The following is a 20350-nucleotide window of genomic DNA, read 5'->3' as shown; positions in this document are numbered from 1 at the left end:
CGCCGCCCCCTGGTCCGGTCAGCCGGTCAGGGCGGCTCTGATGACCGCGATCTCCTCGGCGTGACCGGCCGCATCGCCGGGGGTCTCCAGCACGATCGGGCAGCCGGCGGACCGGGCGACGTCGATCAGCACGTCGGCGGGGATCTCCCCGGCGCCCAGCGGTGCGTGCCGGTCCCGGCTCGATCCGGCGGGGTCCCGGCTGTTGTTCAGGTGGACCAGGTCGATCCGGCCGGTGACCGCACGCACCGCGTCGACGACGGTGCTGAGGTCCCAGCCGGCGGCCCAGGCGTGGCAGGTGTCGAGCACGAACCCGGCGCCGAACTCCCCGACGGCGTCCCACAGCCGGCCGAGGGCGTCGAGGTCGCGGGCCATGGCGTTCCCGCCGCCCGCCGTGTTCTCGATCAGCACCGGGACGGGGAACCCACCCTGCTCGGCCTGGCGGGCGAAGGTCTTGCGCCAGTTGTCCACGCCCACCGCCGGGTCGTCCTCGGCCAGGACGTGGCCGCCGTGCACCACGAGGCCACGGGCGCCGACATCGGCGGCGGCCTGCGCGTGCTTGCCGAGCAGCGTGCGGCTGGGGATCCGGATGCGGTTGTTCGTCGTCGCCACGTTGAGCACGTAGGGCGCGTGCACGAACACCGCGACGCCGGAGGTCTGCAGCTGCGCGGCGTCCGGGCGGGGGCGGGGCGCCTTCCAGCCCTGCGGATCGGCGAGGAACACCTGGACGCCGTCGGCATCCATCTCGGCCGCGCGGGCCAGCGGCCCGCCCTGGTCCAGCTCGCCGTCGTCGGTCAGGCCGGCGCCCACGTGTACGCCGATCGGGTGCTCTGCCATGCCGGATCTCCGATTCTGGTCGAGTTCCTCGTCTCCCCGTATCGCTTGTGTCACATGAACGTTGGATTCGTGACGGGGGTTACCCGCCGGTAGCGGTGTGACGTCGACGTGGAGGTAGCAGAACATGGCGACGGGTCGCATCCGTCGCACTGCCCGCCGACGGCGACCGTGCCGATCCGGGACCTGACCCAGCTGGTCGTCTCCGTCGACCAGGGCGGGTCGGTCACCTTCGTCAACGAGCTCCGGGACAGGACGGTCGAGGTCGGCGGCGCCGTGCTACCGGCGCTGGTCGACGTCACGGCCAGGACCCAGGTGACCCTCACGGTGCCGTCGGGGCGGAAGGCGCTGGCCCCCGGCGCCGCTCTCACCGAGACGTTCGACCGCAGCTGCGTCGCCGGTTGCTGGTTGACCTTCACCTACACGTACGAGAGCGGCGCGGCGCTCACCCAGCCGCTCCTGGACGCGGCGGCCGCGCTCCTGCCCCCGCTCCCACGGCCGCAGCCGCTGGTCGTCAACACGCTCCTCCCGCTGCCCGACCTCGCGGGCGCGAACCTGCCGCCGCTCCCACCGCTGGCGCTGCCCGAGGCGCCGCAGGGCACCCCGCCGCCACCCACCGACCCGGCCGCACCGGCGCCCCCACCGACCGGTCAGGCCCCGAGCCCCGAGGTGGCGCCGGCTCCGTCGCCGCAGGACGTCCCGGGCCGCCGGTACACCTACGACACCGCGGCCGGGGTGCCGCGCAGCTCGCCCCGGGCACCCGCTCGGCCGCCGCGGCCTTCGACCCGTCCCGCTCCGTCGTCCCCGGCTCGCCTTCCGGCAGCACCGACCGCACCGGCAGCACGGACCGCACCGGTGCCGGTGGCGTCACGGGCTCCTGCGACGGTGCCTCGGTCCCGGTGTTCGGCCAGCTCGCCGGTCTGGGCTCCTCCGGGCCGGACGGGGAGACGGCCGACCAGGTCGCCACCGTGTCGGGGGCCGACCCGGTCACCCTGCCGACGGCCGCGCTCGCCGCCGTCGTCGCGCTGGCCGCCGTCACCCCGGCGCTCGTCCGCACCACACAGGCAGCGCGCGAGACCCGCTGATCGCCAGGCGTCACCGCGACGGCCGTCGTCGTCCCCCGCGGCCGCGCCTGGTGGCCGGATCCGCAGCGCTGGTAGCCTGAAGCCGCGCGTTCCGGCTCCAGCCGGGGCGCGCGACGCGTGTACGACCCTCCTGCTGCAGATTCCCTGCAGCCGCTGAGACCAGAGGAGGTGGGGTTCTCCGTGCGTCATTACGAACTGATGGTCATTCTCGACCCCGATCTGGAGGAGCGCACGATCGCGCCCTCGCTCGACCGGTTCCTGACCGTCATCACCAACTCCGGTGGCAACGTCGGCAAGGTCGACATCTGGGGCCGCCGTCGCATGGCCTACGAGATCAACAAGCAGGCCGAGGGCATCTACGCGGTCATCGACATCGATGCCGAGCCCGCTGCGGTCTCCGAGCTCGACCGGCAGCTGAACCTGAACGAGTCGGTCCTGCGCACGAAGCTGATGCGGCCCGAGGTCCACTGACCATGGCCGGCGAAACCGTCATCACCGTCATCGGCAACCTGACCGCCGATCCGGAGCTGCGCTTCACGCCGTCGGGAGCTGCCGTCGCCAACTTCACCGTGGCCTCGACGCCCCGGACCTTCGACCGCCAGTCGCAGGAGTGGAAGGACGGCGAGGCGCTCTTCCTCCGCTGCAACGTCTGGCGTCAGGCCGCGGAGAACGTGGCCGAGTCGCTGACCCGCGGATCGCGCGTCATCGTCAGCGGCCGCCTGAAGCAGCGCTCGTTCGAGACGAAGGAAGGCGAGAAGCGCACCGTCGTCGAGCTCGAGGTCGACGAGATCGGCCCGTCGCTGCGCTACGCCACGGCCAAGGTCACCCGCGCCTCGCGCGGTGAGGGCGGCGGTGGCGGCGGCTTCGGCGGTGGCGGCGGCGGCGGCTTCGGTGGTGGCGGCGGCGGGGCGAGCGACCCGTGGTCGACGCCTGCCGGGCCGTCCGACGAACCGCCGTTCTGAGCAAGGACCCCGTCCCCCTCACCACTCGCGAGCTCGCGGTGGACCTCTGGACGGGGCCACACAAACCGTTCGATTCTGGAGAACCAGGTGCCCAAGCCCCCTGTTCGCAAGCCCAAGAAGAAGGTCTGCCAGTTCTGCAAGGACAAGGCGACCTACGTCGACTACAAGGACACGACGCTGCTGCGGAAGTTCATCTCCGACCGCGGCAAGATCCGTGCCCGCCGTGTCAGCGGCAACTGCAGCCAGCACCAGCGTGACGTCGCCACGGCCGTGAAGAACAGCCGTGAGATGGCGCTGCTGCCCTACACCTCGACGGCGCGCTGATCATGAGCACGATGAAGCTGATCCTCACGCAGGAGGTCACCGGTCTCGGGTCCTCCGGCGACACCGTCGAGGTCAAGGGCGGCTACGGCCGCAACTACCTCCTGCCCCGCGGGCTGGCCATCGTGGCCACCCGGGGTGCCGAGAAGCAGGTCGAGTCCCTGCGCCGGGCGCGTGCCGCCCGCGAGGTGGCCTCCCACGAGGAGGCGCAGGCCCTGGCCGGCCGTATCAACGGCCTGACCGTCCAGGTGCCGGCGCGCGCCGGTGACGGTGGTCGCCTGTTCGGCCGGGTCACCACCGCCGACGTCGCCGCCGCGGTCACCGCGGCCGGCGGCCCGGCGCTCGACCGTCGCCGGATCGAGCTGCCCAGCAGCATCAAGACCACGGGTCAGCACACCGTCACCGTGCGGGTGCACCCCGAGGTCACCTCTCAGCTGACGATCGACGTCGTCGCCGAGTAAGGAAGGGGCCCTCCCCCGCGGAGGGTCGCTGCACTGCCCACGAGGGGCGTCGGACATCCTGTCCGGCGCCCCTCGTTGCGTTCGCGGCCCTCCAAAGGCCCCAGGAGCGTGGCGGCCACCCGGGAGGTTCCCGCGTGCCCGGCGGAACGGCAGCAGAGCTCCCGGAGCGCGCAGGAGGCCGGGCGATGCTCTCACCCGGCCGCGGGGACCGCCCGGTGCAGGCTGTGACTCGTGGTGCGACGGCCGGAAGTTTCTCGAAAAGTTTCTTCCGTCCACACCCGGTGGGCGGCAAGCGTGCAGGTCGCACGGGGTGCGCGCCCGGAGGGGAGCCCGCCGTCCCCCGCCTCCTCCACATGTCGACACGCCTCCGTCCACCGACTTGTCCACAAGTTGTGCAGATCGACGTGCACAACGGTGGTGGACTCTCCCGCCGCGGCTTCCTAACGTCCTCTCCGGCCACCACGGGGACGGCGAACTGTCGGTCCCCTCCGGTAGGCATTGATCGAACCGACGTTCGGTCCGGCGCCGCCCGCCGAGCTCGCGTACTTCCCCTGCGCGCAGTGGTCATGCGGGCGCGCCCGCAAGGAGATGGAGGTACCCCCGTGGCGGTGGCCGACGAGTTCAGCCGACCGTCCGTGACGGCGCCGGAGTACGACCGGCAGCCGCCTCAGGACGTGGCGGCGGAGCAGTCGGTGCTCGGCGGCATGCTGCTGAGCAAGGACGCGATCGCCGACGTCGTGGAGGTCTTGCACGGCAACGACTTCTACCGTCCGGCGCACCAGGTGATCTTCGACTGCATCCTGGATCTCTACGGGCGCGGTGAGCCCGCCGACGCGATCACCGTCGCCGCGGAGCTCAACCGCACCGACCAGCTGTCCAAGATGGGCGGCGCCGTCTACCTGCACACGGTCATCGCCTCGACGCCGACCGCCGCGAACGCCGGCTACTACGCGGCGATCGTCGCCGAGCAGGCCGTGCTGCGGCGCCTGGTCGAGGCCGGCACCCGCGTCGTGCAGCTCGGCTACGGCGCGGCCGGGGGCAAGGGGGACGTCGACGACATCGTCGACCGCGCCCAGCAGGAGATCTACGACGTCACCGAGAAGCGGATGAGCGAGGACTACGCGCGCCTCGAGGACGTCCTGCAGCCGACGATGGACGAGCTGGACGCCATCGCCTCCCGGGGCGGCACCGCGCGCGGTGTCCCCACCGGCATCCGTGACCTCGACGAGCTGACCAACGGCCTGCAGGCCGGGCAGATGGTCGTCATCGCGGCCCGACCCGGTGTCGGCAAGAGCACGCTGGGCTTGGACATCGCCCGCTCGGCCACGGTCAGGCACCAGATGCCGGCGGTGATCTTCTCGCTCGAGATGAGCAAGCACGAGATCACCATGCGTCTGCTCTCGGCCGAGGCGAAGGTGCCGCTGCACCACATGCGCGCCGGCACCCTCTCCGATGAGGACTGGGCGAAGCTGGCGCGCCGCATGGGTGAGGTGGCCGACGCCCCGCTCTACATCGACGACTCGCCGAACATGACGATGATGGAGATCCGCGCCAAGGCCCGGCGGCTCAAGCAGCGCAACGACCTCAAGCTCGTGGTCATCGACTACCTGCAGCTGATGACGTCGGGCAAGCGGGTCGAGAGCCGTCAGCAGGAGGTCTCGGAGTTCTCTCGCGCCCTGAAGCTGCTGGCCAAGGAGATCGAGGTCCCGGTCATCGCGATGTCGCAGCTGAACCGTGGCTCGGAACAGCGCCAGGACAAGAAGCCGATGCTGTCGGACCTCCGTGAGTCCGGCTCCATCGAGCAGGACGCCGACATGGTCATGATGATCCACCGCGAGGACATGTACGAGAAGGAGTCCCCGAGGGCCGGTGAGGCCGACATCATGCTGGTCAAGCACCGCAACGGCCCGACGGCCAACGTCACGGTCGCCTTCCAGGGCCACTACAGCCGCTTCGTCGACATGGCCAACTAGCCCTCCCGGCAACGTCTGCGGCCGACGCTGCGCCGGACGGCGGTCGGCGCCCCGGGGTGGGCGTCAGGTCGACTTACGTGAACCGGTGACCGGCCGATCTGGTCCGCGCGCCGGCGTGGCGGTGTGTCGTCGGCGGGTCTGGGTGCCGGTGCCCCGTAGCTTCTGCCTGCCCGCGTCGGTGCAGGTCAGAGAAGGGGAAGACGTGACGGGTCGTGCACGCACGAGCAGGCGGCGGCTGCGCGCCGGGGTGGTCACGGCCGCGCTCGCCGCGACGCTGCTGTGGACCGGCCAGGCCGGCGCCGAGACGCCGGGCGCAGGCGAGCCTGCCGGGGACGTCGCCCCGGCCGAGGCGGCAGCCGCCGGCATTCCGGGCATCGACGGTGATCTCGTGGAGGCGAAGTACGCGGCCCTCGGCGGCTCCGCCGGCGTCCTGGGTGCTCCCCTCGACGTCAAGGTGTGCGGCGGCCTCAGCTACTGCCTCCAGACGTTCGAGCACGGCTCGATCTACTGGTTCTCCGGATCGAGTGCGGCATGGGCCTTCACCGATGAGGCCCTGCACGACGCCTGGCTGAGCGCCGGTGGGGGGACCGGCGTGCCGGTGCCGGAGTCGATCGGCAACCCCGTCTCCGACTCCTTCTGCGGCCTGCCCGGCGGCGGCTGCGGGCAGCACTTCGAGCGCGGGTCCATCTACCGCTCGGCCACCACCGCACCGGCGCGGGTCGACGAGGTCACCAGGGCTGGTTGGTCGGCCGAGGGCTGGGAGCGCGGGGCGCTCGGCTACCCCACGACGTCCACCTTCTGCGGCCTGCGCGACGGCGGCTGCGGGCAGCACTTCCAGCGGGGCTCCGTCTACTGGAGCCCGTCCACGGGATCCCGGACCGTGCGCGGACCCGTCGGGAACCGGTGGGCGGGGCAGGGCTGGGAGCGCGGGGCGCTCGGCTACCCCACGACGTCCACCTTCTGCGGCCTGCGCGACGGCGGCTGCGGGCAGCACTTCCAGGGCGGGTCGGTCTACTGGTCGCCGTCATCGGGGGCCCGCGTCGTCGCGTCGGAGGTCGTCGGTCGCTGGGCGGGTCAGGGCTGGGAGAACGGTGCGCTCGGCTACCCGACCTCCGAGCCGTTCGCCGCGGCTGCCTTGGACTGGGTCCGCGGGCAGCACTTCCAAGGCGGGTCGGTGTACCAGACGCGGGCCGGAACGTTCACCGTCCTCGGCCCCATCCGCGACCGGTGGGGAGCGCAGGGTTGGGAGCGCGGAAGCCTCGGGCGCCCGACGTCGGACACCTTCTGCGGCCTGCGCGACGGTGCGTGCGGGCAGCACTTCGACGGCGGTTCGGTCTACCAGACGCGGACCGGCACTTTCACCGTCCTCGGATCGATCAAGACGGCGTGGGCCCGGCAGGGCTGGGAGCACGGCCGGCTGGGCCTGCCGACGAGCGACACCTTCTGCGGCCTGCGGGACGGCGGCTGCGGGCAGCACTTCCAGGGCGGATCCGTCTACGCGGCCGGCCCGGTGACCGGGTGGGGTGGGACGCGGGCCTCCATCGTCCTCGGTCCCGTCCGGGACATCTGGGCTGCTCGCGGCTGGGAGAACGGGCCGCTGGGCTACCCGGTGTGGGATACCTCCGTGCTCACCGACGGATCGTTCTCCCAGCGCTTCTCGGGCGGCGACCTCCGGGTGCGCAACGGCAGGGTGTACTGAGCCGGCGGCTGTCCACGGGAGACCACGCGGCCCGCTCCGGTGTTCGGCTCTACCAGGCGCCGTCCTGGCTCACCCCCGACGGCACCGTCACCCAGACGCCGACCCGGGACGACGGTCCGGCGCCCGTCGAGGGCGAGCGCCTGCCCTTCGTCGCCGTCCTCCCGCCCGGCCCGGCGCCGAACTGAAGAGGCCCAGGACCACCGTGGTCCTGGGCCTCTCCCGTTCGGCGCTACCGCTGGATCAGGCGGCGGCCTTCTGCTGCAGGGCGCGGCGGACCTTGGGCCCGCCGGTCGTCATCTTGTACAGCTTGGCCAGCTGCGCCGGGGCGTTCTTCGGCGTCGTCTCGGCCAGCCAGCCGTTGGGCAGCGACAGGCGGATGACCTTGTGCCACGCGCTCGCGACCTGCTTGTACAGCGGGGCGGAGTGGTAGGTGAGGCCGTACCGGTCGAAGATGTCCTTCACCTTCGGCGCGATCTCCGCGTAGCGGTTGCTCGGGATGTCCGGGAACAGGTGGTGCTCCACCTGGTGCGACAGGTTGCCGGTCATGATGTGCATGGCCTTGCTGCCCGAGATGTTGGCCGAGCCGAGCATCTGGCGGACGTACCACTCGCCGCGGGTCTCCCCGTCGATCGAGGTCTTCTCGAAGGTCTCGACGCCCTCGGGGAAGTGCCCACACATGATCACCGAGTGCGACCAGAGGTTGCGCACCACGTTGGCGGTGAAGTTGGCTGCCAGCGTCGGCAGGAACGACGGGCCCGAGAGCAGCGGGTGGACGACGTAGTCCTTGGCCGCCTGGTTGCGGATCTTCTTCAGCACCTGCTTGGTGGCGGCCCGGAACTTGGGGTCGTTGCGGCGCTTCTTCGTGGCCAGGTTCTTGCCCAGCTCGAGGTCGTAGGCGGCGATCCCGTACTCGAAGAAGCAGGCGTTGATGAAGTTCCACAGCGGCTGCGCCAGGTACATCGGGTGCCAGCGCTGGTCCTCGTCGACGCGCATGATGCCGTAGCCGAGGTCGTTGTCCTTGCCGATCACGTTGGTGTACGTGTGGTGCAGCTCGTTGTGCGAGTGCTTCCACTGCTCGGCCGGGCTGGCCATGTCCCACTCCCACGTCGTGGAGTGGATCTTCGGGTCGCGCATCCAGTCCCACTGGCCGTGGAGAATGTTGTGCCCGATCTCCATGTTCTCGAGGATCTTGGCGACCGACAGGCCGGCGGTCCCGATCAGCCACGCCGGCGGGAACTTCGAGAACAGGAGGACGGCGCGGCTGCCCAGCTCGAGCTTGCGCTGCACGTCGATGACGGTGCGGATGTACTTCGCGTCGCTCTCGCCCAGGCTGTCGCGGATCTCCTGGCGGATGGTGTCGAGCTCCTTGCCGATCATCTCGACGTCCTCGGCGGACAGGTGGGCGATCGGGTTCTCGGGCTTCTTCTGGATGACGGTCATGTCCGGGCTCCTGTGGCTCGAGGCGGTCAGTGGTCGATGGCGCAGGCGCCGGCGGCGGCGCTGACGCAGGTCTGGATGAGGACGCCGTCACCGACGTCCTCGGCGGTGGTGATCTCACCGTTGCGCAGGTCACGGACGGCGCCCTCGCGCAGCGGGAGCACGCAGCCGTAGCAGATGCCCATCCGGCAGCCACTGGGCATGAGGACGCCGGCCTCCTCGGCGGCGTCGAGGATCGGCGTGGCGCCGTCGGCCTCGACGGTGGTCCCGCTCTCGGTGAAGCTGACCGTGCCGCCCTCGCCGGTCACGAGGATCCGCGGGCGGAAGCGCTCGGTGTACAGCCGGTCGGCGATGCCGACCGAGGCCCAGTGCTCCTCCAGCGCTTCGAGCATGCCCACGGGGCCGCAGGCCCAGGTGGCGCGCTCGTGCAGGTCGGGCACCAGCTCGGCGATGGACCGGGCGTCGAGCATCCCGGCGCTGTCGGTGTGCTGCTCGATCAGCCGGATCCGGCCCTCGGCGGCCATCTGCCGCAGCTCGGCGCCGAACACGACGTCCTCGGCCGTGGGCGAGGAGTGGACCAGCACGGTGTCGGTGAGCTGGTCGGCGTGGTTGCGCAGGATGCCCATGACCGGCGTGATGCCGGAGCCGGCGGTGACGAACAGCGCCTTCGCCGGCGGCTGCTCGGGGAGGCAGAACTCCCCGGTGGCCTGGTCCAGCTGGATGATCGTGCCGGGGCGGACCCGGTGCACCAGGTGGTTGCTGACCTTGCCGTCGGGGATGGCCTTGACCGTGATGGTGAAGCAGCCGTCGGCGCGGTCGAGGATCGAGGTGATCGAGTAGGCGCGCCACTGGCGGACGCCGTCGATGTCGATCCCGATGCGGACGTACTGGCCCGGGACGTGCGGCAGCCAGTCGCGACCCGGGCGGATCACGATGCTGGCGGCGTCCCGGGTCTCCCGCTGCACGGCCTCGATCCGGCCGCGGAGGGCCGCACCGGAGCGGAGCGGGTCGAACAGGTCGAGGTAGTCGACCGGCAGCAGCGGGGTGGTCACGAGCTCGGCGAACTTGAGCACCCGGTCGCGCAGCGCGCTCCGCGCCGGCGGACGGGCCGCGGCGGGGCGGGGGGCGGTTGCTGTCATGTACATAGCTTTCCCAGTCGGGCAGTCAAATACCTGTGCTCCGGACGTGAATCGGCGGGTAGCTTCTGTTCACCGAAGACAAAGGAGGTCAGATGACACCGGACCCCGCGCCCTTCCCCGAAGCGGTCGCGGAGGCGATGCGCACCGAGCTGCCGAGGGTGGCCGAGCGCGCGGTCGAGGAGATCATCGTCGCGGTGCCCGGCTACGCCGATGCGTTCCTGGGTCCGATGGGGCGCAAGATCTCCACCGCTGTCGAGCTGACCCTCCGTGGGTTCCTCCAGCTGGCCGCGGCCGGCGGCAACGCCGACGCCGGCACGCCCGGGGGGCCGGTCGTCGAGGCCGCGTACGCCCTCGGCAGGGGAGAGGCGCGCAGCGGGCGCTCGATGGACGCGCTGCTGGCCGCCTACCGGGTCGGCGCCCGGGTGTCCTGGCGGGACATGAGCGCCGCCGCGGTCACCGCCGGTCTGGGGCCGGAGGCGCTCGCCCGGTTCGCCGAGCTGGTCTTCGCCTACATCGACCAGCTGTCCGCCGCGAGCGTCGCCGGCCACGCCGACGAGCTGGCGTCCAGCGGCCGGGCCCGCCAGCGCATGCTCGAGCGCCTGGCGCACGGGCTGCTCACCGGCGGCCCGCACACGGAGCTGGTGGCGCTGGCGCAGCGGGCCGAGTGGACCCCGCCGCGCACCCTCACGGCCGTGCTGCTCCCGGACGGCCGGACCCGGGGCGCGATGGCCTCCCTCGACCCGCGCACGCTCGTCGCCGCCGAGGACGTCCCCGACCTGGACCGGACCGGGGATCTCGCCGTGCTGCTCGTGCCGGACGCCGAGGGTGCCGCCCGCGGGGCGCTGCTGCGCGGGCTCGGGGGCCGAGAGGCGGTCGTCGGGCCGGCGCGACCCTGGTGGAACGTCCAGGCGTCGTACCGCCGGGCGCTGCGGGCGCTGCGCCTGGGGATGACACCGGGCGACGGCGGGCCGCTGGACACCGACGCCCGCCTGGCCGAGCTGGTCGTGCGCGCCGACGAGGACGCCCTGGCCGACCTGCGGGCCCGGGTGCTGGCGCCCCTGGAGTCGGTGGGGGACACCGCGCGCGAGAAGCTGACCGAGACCCTGCGCTCCTGGCTGCTGCACCACGGCCGGCGCGAGCAGGTCGCCGCGGCCCTCTTCGTGCACCCGCAGACCGTCCGCTACCGGATGACGCAGCTGCGGCAGCTCTACGGGCCGCGGCTGGAGGACCCGCAGACGGTCCGGGACCTCACCGTGGCCCTCGGCGTCGTGTTGCCCGCGGCTCCGCCGACGCCGGGCGAGCAGTGACGGCGACGCCCGGGCGGAGCCGGCGACCTGTTCGCCGGCGGACGGCCCGCGCGGCGCACGCTGACCGCGGGCGGGCGAGTCAGACGGGGCGGAGGACGGCGACCAGGAAGTCCGACTCGGGCGTGAACGGCCGCAGGTCCCAGGTGGAGAGCAGCACGTCCGGTGCCCAGCCGGCCGCCCCTGCGTCGGCGAGGAACTCGTCGAACTCGTAACCGCGGCCCGCGCCGAAGCCGATGACGGCCCGACCCTCGGCAGCCACGTGCGCCCGGAGCCGGCGCAGCACCGCACCCCTCGTCGAGGGAGCCAGGAACGCCATCACGTTCCCGGCGCTGATGATCGCGTCGAACGGCTCGGTGATGCCGTGGGCGGGCAGGTCGAGCTCGGCCAGGTCGCCGACCAGCCAGCGCGGGCCGGGGTGGTCCTCCTCCGCGGCGGCGACGAGCACCGGGTCGACGTCGACGCCGACGACGTGGTGCCCGACCTCGTGCAGGTGGGCGCCGACCCGCCCTGGCCCGCAGCCCGCGTCCAGGACCCGCGACCCGCGGGGCAGCATCGCGTCGACCAACCGCGCCTCACCGACCAGGTCCATCCCCTGCTCGGCCAGCGTGCGGAACCGCTGCACGTAGGCCGCCGAGTGCTCCGGGTCCTCCTGGGTCATGCGCGTCCACGTGCTGGGCTCCGGCACGTCGCCTCCTCCTCGATCCGACCAGCAGCCATTCTCGACGATCACCCGCGCGCTCGCCGGAACCCTCGTGACGGCGATGACCGTCGTCCACCTGCCGACGCCCCACCGGGAACGGGTCGCGGGTCCGCTCACTCGGGGACCCGCCAGTCAGGCGGCTCGGCGGGCCGCAGCAGCGGGTCGTCGGCGGCCAGGGTGCGCACCGGCCCAGGGGGCGTCGACGGTCCCTCGAAGCGCACCGTGACCCGGCCGAGGCCCCGCCCCCACACCCAGCCGGCCCCCAGCTCCTCGTGCCGCACGTCCTGACCGGGCCACCATCGCTTCTCGACCGGCAGCTCGGGTTGCTCCGCCGGTTCCTCCGTGCCGGTGGCTGCGGGCTCCTCCGGCACGGACTCCGCGTCCTGGGCGAACAGGTCGCCCTGTGCGTAGAGCGAGAGCCCGGAGACCCCTACGCCCAGCAGCCGCAGCCCTCCGCTGGTGCCGGCCTCGGTGAGCAGCCGACGGGCGGTCGCGGCGATCAGCCGGGCGTCGTCGGTGGGCTGGGACAGCGTCTGGGACCGGGTGATCGTGGTGAAGTCGTACCGCCGCAGCTTCACCGTGACGGTCCGGCCCGAGTACGCCGAGGACCGCAGCCGGTTGCCCACCCGGGTCGCCATCGAGTCGATCTCCCGCCCGAGGACGGCGAGGTCGGTGAGGTCGCGCTCGAACGTCTCCTCGTGCGATACCGACTTCACCTCCCGGTCGGGGACGACCCCGCGGTCGTCGTCCGCCCGCGCCAGCGCGTACAGCCCCGCGCCGTGGGCCCGCCCGGCAAGCGCGACCAGATCGGGCAGCGACTTGGCGGCGAGGTCGGCCACGGTCGACACCCCGACCTGACGCAGCCGCTCCGCCGTCGCGGGGCCGACCCCGCCGAGGCGGGTGACCGGCAGCGGGTGCAGCACGTCGAGCTCGCCGCCCGGCGGGACGACGAGGAGGCCGTCGGGCTTGTCGAGGTCGGAGGCGATCTTCGCCATCAGCTTGGAAGTGCCGATGCCGACCGATCCGGTGACGCCCCCGGTGGCCGCTGCGATCCGCTCCTTGAGGCTCAGCCCCAGTTCCGTCACGCCGGAAACGGAGAGGTCGTGCCCCGGCCTCGCGGCGAGGTCGACGTACGCCTCGTCGATCGAGACCGGCTCGACCAACGGGGAGAGTCCGCGGAGGAGTTCCATGACGACGTCCGAGGTGCGCCGGTAGGCGGCGAACCGGCCGCCGAGGAACGCCGTCCCCGGGGGGCAGCGCCGCCGGGCCTCGGCCGTGGACATCGCCGAGCGTGCCCCGTAGGCCCGCGCCTCGTAGGACGCCGTGGCGACGACGCCTCGTCCACCGACGCCCCCGACGACGACGGGCCGGCCGCGCAAGGAGGGCTTGTCGCGCTGCTCGACGGCGGCGAAGAAGGCATCCAGGTCCAGATGCAGGATGCTCGCCTCCCGCCGCATGCCTCCGATGATCCGCCCCGGGGTGCCACGACGGTGGGAGCGGCCCGCCGTATCGGCTCGGCGCAGGGCCCGGTCGGCCCGGCCCGCTGCGGCCCAGCCTCGCGGAGCGGCGCCGCGCGCCGGGGGACTCCAGCGCGTCGCGACGGCGAAGGCGGCGAGCATCGGCGCGGGTGCGCACGTCGAGCTGGTGCCGGGCGGGCCTCCGTCTTCTCCGTCGTGTTCGTCGGGGCGCGGCTGACGTACCTCGCGGTCGCCGCGCCCCCGACGCTCGTCGACGCCCCGACGAGCAGGCTCATGGGAGCCGCGCGTCCTCGGAAGCGGCCCGACGGCCGAGGCGTGACAGGCCCGCGGCCACCAGCCATGCCACGCCGAGACCGGCGCCCGCACCGGCCACGACCGTGGGCGTCCACGGCGGTTCCTGGCGGACGGCATCACCGGTGGCCGGATTCGTCCAGGTGCATGAGACACCCAGCGGCAGCGTGGATCCGGAGACCAGGACGTGCCACGTCTCGTGCGGTGGGCCGTACGGCACTCCGCGTGAGGTGCACGCCTCGTGGCGGCCGCCGCCGAGCGCTGGCCCCCAGGCCGCCGCCAGCGTGCCCAGCGCCGTCAGGGCGGCGAGTGCCAGCAGGACCGCGCCGGGAAGGGCGCGCAGCGGCCGCCTCGCCCCCCGCTCGGCCGTGCCGCCCCTCATCCTTCGGTGAAGGCGGCGGGAGGCAGCCAGTCGGCGTCGAGCAGCTCGGCGATCTCCTGCAGCGCCGAGGTGTCCGCCCCGGCGGTGGAGCCGCTCACGGCCAGCCGCTCCACCATCACGCGGGCCACCTGCTCCTCGACCGTGTCGGCGGCGAACGCCACCCGCCACGGCGAGGTGCGCCCGTCGCGGTGCGTCCGGCCGGTCACCTGGCGGGCCTGGATGCCGGAGAACCGCGGCTGGTGGAACAACCCCACCCGCGGAGCCTCCGACGCCGACGAGCCGTCGGGCAGCAGCTCACCGGCGTGCAGGCTGATCGACGCGGTCACGGTGAAGACGCAGACGCTGGCCTCGCCGCGCTGGAAGCGCAGCCGCTCGGCCTCGACGTCGAACCGGTCGCGGCCGTAGATGCCGGCGACCGGGATGCCGGCGTCGAGCAGCGCCTCGCGGATCGGGTCGGCCGCGGTCTCGACGAACTCCACCGACACCGCCACCTGCCGCTCGGCCTCCACCTGCGCCCTGATCCAGTCGACGGTGGCCTGCACCCGGATCAGCCCGGCCTTCTGCCGGAACCGCAGCAGCGCCGCCCGGCCGCGCGCGGCCTGCCGCCCGCGCCGGGCCAACTGCATCTCTGCCCGGAACTCCGACCACTCGGCCTCGTACGACGCCCGTTCCGCCGGCGTCAGCAGCACCGGTGTGCCGGTGACCGAGACCGGCCCCCACGGCGCCGGCCGGTGGAGGGTCGCCGGCGGATCGGCGTCGGCCAGCCAGGCCTGCAGTCGGGCCAGGTCGGCCCGGCGGTCGTCGACGTCGTCGGTCCACTGCCAGCCGTAGCGGCCACGTTCCACGTGGAACCTGTGCCGCTCCAGCGCCTTCGGCAGGTCGGCCCACTCCTTGATCGGCTCCCCGTGCCGGGCGGCGAACTCCGGCGCCAGGTACGGCAGTTCGAGCGGCGTGTGGGCCGGTGTGGCCGTCGCGGCCAGCACGTACGGGGGGTCCTTGACCCGGGCGGCGCCGGAGACGGCCTTCCAGTGCTTCCACCGCTGGGTCGTCGTGTGCCGGACCATGTGCGCCTCGTCGGCGACGACGACGTCGAAGCGCAGCTTCGCCACCTTGCCCAGCCGGTCCCAGGTGGTCACGCACCAGCGCAGCCCGCCGTCGCCGAACCCGCCGATCGAGCGCGTCCAGTGCGGGATGGTGATGGCCGCCGGCCGGTCGGCGATCACCAGCACCGTGCGGACGTCGCGCTGCTCGGCGATCGCCTTCACCGCGAGGATCGCCGTGCCGGTCTTCCCGACGCCCGGGTCGTCGCCGAGCAGGAAGACACGGCCGCCCGACGCGGCGTGGGTCGCCACCACGTCGGCGCCGTCGCACTGCTGGTCGCGCGGCGTGAGCTGCCGGGCCTCGGGCAGCGGTCGCGGGACGTCGTTGAGCTCGTCCTCGAGGAAGCGTTCGAGGCCGTACGGCGGCGGGTCGTAAGGCGCGAGCTCGGCCGGGAGCTCCCGGCCGACCCACACGTGCGCCTGCAGGCCCGGGTGCCAGACGGCGCCCGGCGCGGGGGCGCGGAACGGTACGGCCAGCACCCACACCCGCTCCCCCGGACCCGCGGTGGGCAGCTCGGGGGCGGCCTTCCTCGGCGCGGCTGCGTGCGGGGACGCCCTTCTCGGCGCCGCCTTCGCCGGCGACCGGCGGGTGCGCCTGGTGCTGCTCGTCCGGCCGCTGCCGGCGCTCCGGCGTCGTCCTGGCATCCGCGTCCCCCTCGTGCTTTCCTCCGGCACGGTAGAGGCGGGGGCCGACGAGGCCGCGCAGGTGGCCGAGCGCGCCGCCGGATCGCCAGCAACCCCCCCTTCTCCGGCCGCCGTGAATGCGGTAGACCGGTTCCGTCAGAAGCCGGCGCCCGCAGCGACCGCCCGGCGCCGGGCCCCGACCGACCGGACGCGTGGGCGACCCGTCCGCGCCGGAGGGCCCCATGACCCGAGCTACCCGCCTTCTCCTCGCCGTCCTCGTCGCGCTGGCGGCGGGCGTGCTGACCCCGACCGGCGCCTCGGCGGCGGAGCGGACGGTCACCTACACGGTGTCCTCGCGCGGCGGGGTGTCCGGCGACCTCGGGCACTTCGCGGCCGTCGCCCGCGACGCGCTCACCGATCCCCGTGGCTGGAGCCTCGGCGGCACCGTGGCGTTCCAGGAGGTCGGCTCGGGCAGCCACTTCGACCTGATCCTGGCCTCCCCGGCCGTGATCGCTGCCGCGTCGCCCGGCTGCAGCGCCCAGTGGAGCTGCCGGGTGGGGCGCTCGGTCTACATCAACGACGAGCGCTGGCGGTTCGGCACCGCCGCCTGGCCGCACGACCTGTCGCTCTACCAGCGATACGTGATCCTGCACGAGGTGGGGCACTGGATCGGCATCCCGCACACCGACTGCCCCACCCCGGGCCGCACCGCCTGGGTGATGCAGCAGCAATCGATCTCGCTGCAGGGCTGCCGGGCCAACGTGTGGCCGGTGATCGCCGAACGGGAGCAGGCGGGGTCCCGCATGGGGGTTCCGGTCAACTGGTCGGCGGTCGAGGCGAAGTACCGGGCGCTGGGCCGGGAGAGCGGTCTCCTGGGTGCGCCGGTGACGTGGGAGCACGCCGCTCCCGACCAGGTGGGCCGGTACCAGCACTACAGCCGGCCGGACGGTGGCTCGATCTACTGGACGCCGTCCACGGGGGCGCACGAGATCTACGGCCAGATCTGGCAGCGGTGGGCAGAGACGGGCTGGGAGCGGGGGCCGCTGGGTTACCCGGTGACCGGTGAGCTGGGCACGCCGGACGGCCAGGGGCGGTTCAACCACTTCTCCCGGCCCGGTGGTGCGTCGATCTACTCGACCTTGGCGACGGGCACGCACGAGATCTACGGGGCGATCCGGGCGAGGTGGGCAGAGACGGGCTGGGAGCGGGGGCCGCTGGGTTACCCGGTGACCGGTGAGCTGGGCACGCCGGACGGCCAGGGGCGGTTCAACCACTTCTCCCGGCCCGGTGGTGCCTCGATCTACTGGACCGCGGACACCGGTGCGCACGAGATCTACGGGGCGATCCGGACCCGCTGGGCCGAGACGGGCTGGGAGCGGGGGCCCCTGGGCTACCCGGTGACCGGTGAGCTGGGCACGCCGGACGGCCAGGGGCGGTTCAACCACTTCTCCCGGCCCGGTGGTGCCTCGATCTACTGGACCGCGGACACCGGTGCGCACGAGATCTACGGGGCGATCCGGACCCGCTGGGCCGAGACGGGCTGGGAGCGGGGGCCCCTGGGCTACCCGACCAGCGGGGTCGACGACGTCGCGGGTGGCAGCCGGGTCGACTTCCAGGGCGGGTACATCACGCTGGACAGCGCCACCGGCGAGACGGAGGTCGTGCTGGACTGAGCGAGGCGGCGGGGGGCACGTCACCGGGCGGTCTGGTGGAATCGCCCGGTGACGGAGAACCCCGAGGAAGCCCTCGCCGCCCGGACGCTGGGCGAGACCGGACCGCGCGTGGTCTTCGTGCACGGGCTGTTCGGCCAGGGGAAGAACTGGACGACCATCGCGAAGGGCCTGGCCGACGACCACCGGGTGACCCTGCTGGACCTGCCCAACCACGGCCACTCCCCCTGGACCGACCGCATCGACTACGTCGACATGGCGGAGATGGTCGCCGCGGAGCTGGCGTCCTACGGCGAGCCGGTCACGCTGGTCGGCCACTCGATGGGCGGCAAGGTGGCGATGCAGCTGGCGCTGCGCCGGCCGGAGCTGCTGCGGGCCCTGGTGGTCGTCGACATCGCGCCGGTCGAGTACCCGCTGCAGGGAGGACGCACCGAGGACCCCGACGAGGAGGCCTCGCCCTTCGCCGCCTTCATCGCCGCCATGCGGGCCGTCGACCTGGAGGCCCTGGAGTCGCGCGCCGACGCCGAGGCCGCCCTGCGCACCGCCGTCCCCAGCCGGATGGTGCGCAGTTTCCTGTTGCAGAGCCTGAGCCGCGAGGAGGACGGGGACGGGTGGCACTGGCGGCTCAACCTCGAGCTGCTCGACCGCGACCTGGGTGAGCTGCGCGGCTTTCCCGAGCCGCCGCCGGGCGCCACCTTCGACGGGCCGGTGCTCTGGATCGCCGGCGCGAACTCCCACTACGTGCTGCCGGAGGACCGGCCGCACATGGACGCGCTCTTCCCCGCCACCCGGCTGGTGAAGGTCAAGAACGCCGGGCACTGGGTGCACTCCGAGCAGCCCGAGGTGTTCCTCGAGACGCTGCGCCGCTTCCTCCACGCGGTGGAGAAGTGACCGTCACCCGCTCGCTGCTGCTGTTCGCCCTCGCCGCGCTCGCCGAGATCGGCGGCGCCTGGCTGGTGTGGCAGGGCGTCCGGGAGCACCGCGGCTGGGGGTGGATCGGGGCCGGGGTGATCGCGCTCGGGCTGTACGGCCTCGTGGCCACGCTGCAACCCGACGCGCACTTCGGCCGGATCCTCGCCGCGTACGGCGGGGTCTTCGTCGCCGGATCGCTGGCCTGGGGCATGGTCGTCGACGGGTTCCGCCCTGACCGGTACGACGTCGCCGGCGCGCTTCTCTGCCTCGTCGGCGTCGCGGTGATCATGTACGCCCCGCGCGGCGCGTAGCGAGGGCGGACGGCCCCTGCTCGTTCGGGAACCAGGACCGAGGCGGAGAGGTCGACGCAGGCATCCAGCTCAATGACGGCTCGGGGCTCGCGGCTCGCTGAGCTGATGCTGCGCCACGGGGATGGGCGTGCAGCCAGATGTCGTGGTGACGCTGCATCGACTGACGAGGATTTCGTCGAGACCCTGTGATCACCGGGGCGGCGTAGCCGCCTTGGCGTCAAGGGCCGGCGCGGCTGAGGATCTCGGACCCGTCCGGTCGGTAGGTGTGCCAGCGGCCGGTGCCGGGATCTCGCCTCATCGTGAACCGGCCCTCGTGGCACGAGGCGTGGTGCCGTTCGCACAGGAGCGCGCCGTTGTCGCAGCTCGTCGGCCCGCCGTGCGCCCAGTGCACGACATGGTGGACGTCGCACCACTCGGGCGGGGCGTCGCAGCCGGCGAAGACGCAGTGCCCGTCGCGGACCTCGACGGCCCGGCGGATCGCCGCGCTCGCCGTCCGCTGCGCGCGTCCGACGTCCAGCGGCAGCCCGTCCGGGCCGGTGATGACCCGGACGACACTGGCGTCGCAGGCCAGCCGCCGCGCCGTCTCCGGGTGGATGGGACCGGCCCAGGGAACCGCCCGCGACGCCATGGGCGCCGCGCTCGGCGGAGAGCGCGAACCAGTCGATCGTCACGCGTACGTGCGGCCGCTCGCCGCGCACGTCGGGGAGCGAGCCGCCGTCGAGAGCTCCCCGGGCGAGCGCGACCAACGCATCGGCCTGCCGTTCGGCGTGCGAGCGGGGATCGCCGGCCGTGCGGTCGCCGTTCATGAGGGCGCCGAGCGTGGTGTGCAGGTACTCGCCACCCACAGCATCCAGTTCGCCCCGCACGTGCACGCGTCCGTCCAGCCCGGACGACATGGTGAACCGGCGGCGGACGTCGGCGGCGTCGTCCAGCGTCCCGTCGGGGTCCACCCCGGCGACCCACTGCTTGACGCCCCAGGCCGTCTCGTGCGGGGCCGTCGCACGAGCGAGGCCGGCCAGGATGCCGTCGGTCTCGCCGAGGTCGATCCCCGCAGCGGCCGCCCGGGCGATGCGGCCGGGCGTCATGGCCTTCGTGATGACGCGGGCGTGCACCGCGCTGATCTCCCCGGTGGCGAAGGCCGCCGCGGTGTGCGGGAGCTGCTCCAGCCGTCGGCCGGTCGACACCGTCGCCGTCGCCTGCTCCGGAGCCATCCGGCAGCTGCCGCGCAGCCAGGCCTTCATCGAGACCGCACCGTCGCGGCGGTACGCCGCCCGGAGGTCGGCCGCGCGGACCGCGGAGGTCAGCGCCGCCGCAACCCGGTTGGCGGTGACCGACGGTTCGCCGACGAGGTCGAGGAGCGTGTCCTCGGACAGTTCCGCGAGGTCGATCCCGGCCAGCTCGTCGAGGGCGGACAGCAGCTCGGACACCGTGCCCCTCCTTCCGGTCCGCGACCTCGTCGACGCACCCGGGCTAGGCCGCGGGTAGGACAGAAAAGAGCAGGTCAGCAGGCGTATCGGCAGAAATGATCGGTGCCGCCGCACTGACCTGCGGGACGACATGGGAGCGGCCGACCCGGCAGAGGGCTGATGTCGGGTTCTTCCCCCGATGCTTCTCCTGCGGCATCGCGTCCGCCGGCTTCTGGGCCGCGCCCGCGGCTCTGGAGAGCT

The 20350-nt window shown here is 73.2% G+C and carries 18 protein-coding genes and 1 pseudogene; 11 read left to right on the top strand and 8 right to left on the bottom strand.

The features are described from left to right. Window positions 1-18: 18 nt before the first annotated feature. The gene (locus tag ACI791_RS15625; RefSeq protein WP_456586867.1) at window positions 19-834 is read right to left on the bottom strand and encodes a deoxyribonuclease IV; all 816 of its coding nucleotides are present in this window, start codon (window positions 832-834) and stop codon (window positions 19-21) included. An 896-nt stretch (window positions 835-1730) separates the two neighbouring features. Between ACI791_RS15625 and ACI791_RS15620 the strand changes: the two genes are divergently transcribed. The 7 genes from ACI791_RS15620 to ACI791_RS15590 all read left to right on the top strand — a co-directional run bounded on the left by ACI791_RS15620 (window position 1731) and on the right by ACI791_RS15590 (window position 7332). Beyond that, window positions 1731-1916: a hypothetical protein gene (locus tag ACI791_RS15620; RefSeq protein WP_456586866.1), complete on the top strand. Its 186-nt coding sequence runs from the start codon at window positions 1731-1733 to the stop codon at window positions 1914-1916. A gap of 180 nt (window positions 1917-2096) precedes the next feature. Next, window positions 2097-2387 (top strand): 30S ribosomal protein S6, encoded by a 291-nt coding sequence (gene rpsF / locus ACI791_RS15615; protein ID WP_347058678.1) that lies wholly within the window; start codon window positions 2097-2099, stop codon window positions 2385-2387. Window positions 2388-2389: 2 nt separating this feature from the next. Further along, window positions 2390-2878, top strand: coding sequence for a single-stranded DNA-binding protein (locus tag ACI791_RS15610; RefSeq protein WP_456586865.1), 489 nt, complete (start codon window positions 2390-2392; stop codon window positions 2876-2878). 87 nt (window positions 2879-2965) lie between these two features. Beyond that, the gene (rpsR, locus tag ACI791_RS15605) at window positions 2966-3202 is read left to right on the top strand and encodes a 30S ribosomal protein S18 (protein ID WP_014378671.1); all 237 of its coding nucleotides are present in this window, start codon (window positions 2966-2968) and stop codon (window positions 3200-3202) included. 11 nt (window positions 3203-3213) lie between these two features. Beyond that, window positions 3214-3660: a 50S ribosomal protein L9 gene (gene rplI, locus ACI791_RS15600; RefSeq protein WP_347058676.1), complete on the top strand. Its 447-nt coding sequence runs from the start codon at window positions 3214-3216 to the stop codon at window positions 3658-3660. A gap of 602 nt (window positions 3661-4262) precedes the next feature. Continuing rightward, a complete protein-coding gene (gene dnaB, locus ACI791_RS15595) occupies window positions 4263-5633 on the top strand; it encodes a replicative DNA helicase (protein WP_347058675.1) in 1371 nt (456 codons plus the stop codon). Between the two features lie 202 nt (window positions 5634-5835). Next, window positions 5836-7332: a hypothetical protein gene (locus ACI791_RS15590; protein ID WP_456586864.1), complete on the top strand. Its 1497-nt coding sequence runs from the start codon at window positions 5836-5838 to the stop codon at window positions 7330-7332. A gap of 240 nt (window positions 7333-7572) precedes the next feature. Here the strand turns inward: ACI791_RS15590 and ACI791_RS15585 are convergent, their stop codons facing one another. Beyond that, the gene (locus ACI791_RS15585) at window positions 7573-8772 is read right to left on the bottom strand and encodes a fatty acid desaturase family protein (RefSeq protein ID WP_456586863.1); all 1200 of its coding nucleotides are present in this window, start codon (window positions 8770-8772) and stop codon (window positions 7573-7575) included. Window positions 8773-8798: 26 nt separating this feature from the next. Continuing rightward, a complete protein-coding gene (locus ACI791_RS15580; protein WP_456586862.1) occupies window positions 8799-9908 on the bottom strand; it encodes a ferredoxin reductase in 1110 nt (369 codons plus the stop codon). Between the two features lie 92 nt (window positions 9909-10000). Here ACI791_RS15580 and ACI791_RS15575 point away from each other — a divergent pair, with 92 nt between their 5' ends. Then, the gene (locus ACI791_RS15575) at window positions 10001-11215 is read left to right on the top strand and encodes a PucR family transcriptional regulator (protein ID WP_456586861.1); all 1215 of its coding nucleotides are present in this window, start codon (window positions 10001-10003) and stop codon (window positions 11213-11215) included. A gap of 79 nt (window positions 11216-11294) precedes the next feature. Here the strand turns inward: ACI791_RS15575 and ACI791_RS15570 are convergent, their stop codons facing one another. The 3 genes from ACI791_RS15570 to ACI791_RS15560 form a co-directional block, all read right to left on the bottom strand. Further along, the gene (locus tag ACI791_RS15570; protein ID WP_456586860.1) at window positions 11295-11900 is read right to left on the bottom strand and encodes a class I SAM-dependent methyltransferase; all 606 of its coding nucleotides are present in this window, start codon (window positions 11898-11900) and stop codon (window positions 11295-11297) included. A 128-nt stretch (window positions 11901-12028) separates the two neighbouring features. Further along, window positions 12029-13372 carry a DNA polymerase IV gene (locus ACI791_RS15565; RefSeq protein WP_456586859.1) on the bottom strand — a complete coding sequence of 448 codons (1344 nt, stop codon included), beginning with the start codon at window positions 13370-13372 and terminating at the stop codon, window positions 12029-12031. A gap of 690 nt (window positions 13373-14062) precedes the next feature. Further along, entirely contained in the window at window positions 14063-15646 is a 1584-nt protein-coding gene (locus tag ACI791_RS15560; RefSeq protein WP_456586858.1) for a helicase, read from the bottom strand. Window positions 15647-16032: 386 nt separating this feature from the next. On the opposite strand from ACI791_RS15560, the gene ACI791_RS15555 reads away from it, so the two are divergent. Genes ACI791_RS15555 through ACI791_RS15545 form a run of 3 tightly spaced genes read left to right on the top strand, consistent with a single transcriptional unit; the run spans window position 16033 to window position 18683 of the window. Continuing rightward, complete coding sequence (locus ACI791_RS15555) at window positions 16033-17463, top strand: DUF3152 domain-containing protein (protein WP_456586857.1); 1431 nt, start codon at window positions 16033-16035, stop codon at window positions 17461-17463. A 48-nt stretch (window positions 17464-17511) separates the two neighbouring features. Beyond that, complete coding sequence (locus ACI791_RS15550; RefSeq protein WP_456586856.1) at window positions 17512-18351, top strand: alpha/beta fold hydrolase; 840 nt, start codon at window positions 17512-17514, stop codon at window positions 18349-18351. Beyond that, window positions 18348-18683, top strand: coding sequence for a YnfA family protein (locus ACI791_RS15545; RefSeq protein ID WP_456586855.1), 336 nt, complete (start codon window positions 18348-18350; stop codon window positions 18681-18683). The genes ACI791_RS15550 and ACI791_RS15545 overlap by 4 nt, the downstream gene beginning before the upstream one ends. Window positions 18684-18900: 217 nt before the next feature. On the opposite strand, the gene ACI791_RS15540 is transcribed toward ACI791_RS15545, so the two are convergent. Together ACI791_RS15540 and ACI791_RS15535 are read right to left on the bottom strand one after the other, a co-directional pair. Beyond that, on the bottom strand, window positions 18901-19311 hold the full coding sequence (locus ACI791_RS15540; RefSeq protein ID WP_456586854.1) for a DUF222 domain-containing protein: 411 nt from the start codon (window positions 19309-19311) through the stop codon (window positions 18901-18903). Window positions 19312-19357: 46 nt separating this feature from the next. Continuing rightward, window positions 19358-20242 (bottom strand): annotated as a pseudogene (locus ACI791_RS15535) (DUF222 domain-containing protein); the annotation flags it as partial. Window positions 20243-20350: the final 108 nt, after the last annotated feature.

The organism is Blastococcus sp. SYSU DS0973 (genome assembly GCF_054051055.1).
This window is presented reverse-complemented; position numbering and strand designations above follow the sequence as displayed.